The organism is Holdemanella sp. MSK.7.32 (assembly GCF_024460475.1).
GTDB lineage: Bacteria > Bacillota_I > Bacilli_A > Erysipelotrichales > Erysipelotrichaceae > Holdemanella.
In genome coordinates this window covers 1-2,090 of sequence record NZ_JANFYN010000096.1, presented here as the reverse complement: position 1 = coordinate 2,090, position 2,090 = coordinate 1, and the positions used below count along the sequence as shown (strand labels likewise).

Here is a 2,090-nt window from a genome sequence, read left to right as displayed (position 1 = left end):
TCCCGTTTTCGACAGTTATATAACGCAACAATGAGCGTAAACCTTTAGTTCAAAGGCTTTACGCTCATTTTTTACTTTTATGAAATGTTGTATGGGAATTTTATTTTTCAAATTTTTTTAAATTTATTTAATGTTTTTGGTTGATAGTATTTTCGGTTCAGTTTTAAATCGAACAGTTGTTCAAGTGAATCTAGTACATCTGAGCCTGTGTAACAGGCCTGGTAGTACATATCGGAGCAGTTAACCACATTCATGTTCTGCAATGTTTCGATGATCTGTTCTGTTGTGAAATGAGTTTTATTTCTGTCTAATTTGACTTCGAGTAAGCGATAAATCAATAAGGCTGTGTAACAGATAAGGAAATGAGCTTTTATTCTGTTTTCTTTGTGATGATATACTGGTCTTGAGCTGAAATTTGTTTTCAAGACGCGGAAACAATCTTCGATTTTATATCTTCTTGACTGGATATCCAAAACTTCTGTTTCCTTCATATCAAATATATTTGTGGCAACAGCGTAGAATCCATCATATTTAGCTTCTTCTTCAATACGCGCCTCATCTAAATAGTAATTCTTCTTTTCTTTATCACCCTTAATAAATCTGGTCACATCGTTTGGTCCTTTTTTGAAGTTGTCAGGATCCATGTTGGCCAGTATTTTTTTAGCACGCTCGATCTGTCTGTTTCGTACTGTTTTCTGGTATTCGGCCATCTTTCTTGAATAGGTTACGATAATTCGTTGTTTTAGGTTTCCTTTTGATTTTACCTTCTTTGTTTTTCCGTTCTTGTATTGTTTGACTTCGAATAGACCTAAGTCCACAAGCTTATCAACTGGTATAGATTTATAGATGTATCCATCGTAATAATTTCTGTTTTCTTTTAATGTGCGATCAAATGTCTTCATTGTTTCTAAAGATGCAGGCTTTCCGTCTTGAGAAAAACGGTAATCGTAATCATTGAACACGGCCTGTTTTAGAATACTGTTCAATTTCTTGATGGATTGTGTTACTACAAACTTTCTTCCGCCAAAGTCGTTAAATAATCTTGTGTCATTATAGCCTAGTCCGGCATCTGAACAGTAGATGATATCCTTGTTCTCAAACATTTTAAGCATCTTCTTTTCAGCTGGAACAGCACAAAGGGACTCATTGTCACTTCCTGGATTGATACACATACTTAAAGGAATTCCATCGGCATCCATGAAAAGTCCCATCTGAACGATTGGATTTGGACGATGTTCTTTAGATACACCATATTTTAAAAGTCCTTTGATCAGTTCACCTGTGATTTCATCATATACATCCTCGTCTTCAGATTCTTTTTCAAAATAGAAGTTTGTACAGTCAAAATAACATACATTCGTATTCCTTTTGATTACTTTATTACTTGATTCAAATAAATGAGAAAGATACTCATCATAATTTTCTTCCAGTATATCCATGAAGCGAAGGATATCCTGGTGTGAGAAATCAAAATCACCATAGAAACCAGTAAGATTCTTTAAAGTATGCATCTTGCTTCCTGGATCAAGAATCCGAGAAAAAGTAAGAACCATATTTATCATATTAGGATTGAAAGCTATTTTACGTCCGCTGCATACTTTATCAAAGAAATCAGAGATTCCAAGAGATGAATAAAGTTCTTTCAAATAGAAATAGCCAGTATTCTTACAAGTAGATTTAGAAACAGTATTTCCTTGATTTATGACCTTGTCATCAAAATTAACAGTGATATTATATTCGACTTTACTGTTCTTTATATTTTCGTTATATTCCTTAACTCTTTGTTTGGCATATTCTAAAGGATCATCTGTAATCTTTAATAATTCTGAATGTTTACCAATACGTTCAACATTCTTTGTGGTAACCTTTTTACCATTGCGAATCCCAACCTGAATGAAGTAGGTAGGATCTTTAGATTTTCTGTCGTAGTTAAGTTTCATTGGGAAGACTCCTTATATAGAACTATTATACCACATATTACAACGCCGTACAACATCCATACAACAAAATAAAAAGAAAATTTGACATAAAAAAAGCGCTACATAAGCGACATTTGGAGTATTTACGATTTTACAACTGTCGAACTACCG

1 protein-coding gene is annotated in these 2,090 nt (G+C 33.5%); it reads right to left on the bottom strand.

Annotated features, from left to right (window positions below):
- Nucleotides 1-107: 107 nt before the first annotated feature.
- Entirely contained in the window at nucleotides 108-1,940 is a 1,833-nt protein-coding gene (locus NE544_RS11910; RefSeq protein ID WP_256269486.1) for a transposase, read from the bottom strand.
- Between the last annotated feature and the right edge of the window lie 150 nt (nucleotides 1,941-2,090).